The sequence below is a fragment of the Burkholderia sp. SIMBA_051 genome, from assembly GCF_046534915.1.
Taxonomy (GTDB): Bacteria; Pseudomonadota; Gammaproteobacteria; order Burkholderiales; family Burkholderiaceae; genus Burkholderia; species Burkholderia ambifaria.
This window is the reverse complement of record NZ_JAWRXS010000430.1, coordinates 1-262: the sequence shown is the minus strand read 5'-3', so window position 1 is coordinate 262 and position 262 is coordinate 1. Positions and strand designations below refer to the sequence as shown.

Sequence of the window (262 nt, the reverse complement as noted above, 5' to 3'; positions counted from 1 at the left end):
CAGCGGCGTATCGGCTGCGCACAGCAAGGCCATCGCAATGCCCTCGATCACCTGGCGCATTACGTTGCCGGCAGCAGCCAGCTTGCCGCTCAGCAGTAGCTTGCTGGCCACCAGTAGATCGTCGAGCACGCCGAGGCCGAATGCGGCGGCAAGACCCGTCTGCTGCGTACCCGCCCGATCGGCGGCGTCCGTGATCGGGTCCATCCATTCGAAACAGGGCGCCAGGGCTGCAGCCAACTGGTCGAGCTCAGGGCCGAGATGC

Annotated in this window: 1 pseudogene; it reads right to left on the bottom strand. The window is 66.4% G+C overall.

The window, feature by feature from the left end:
- Positions 1-262 (bottom strand): annotated as a pseudogene (locus SB771_RS35155) (hypothetical protein); the annotation flags it as partial.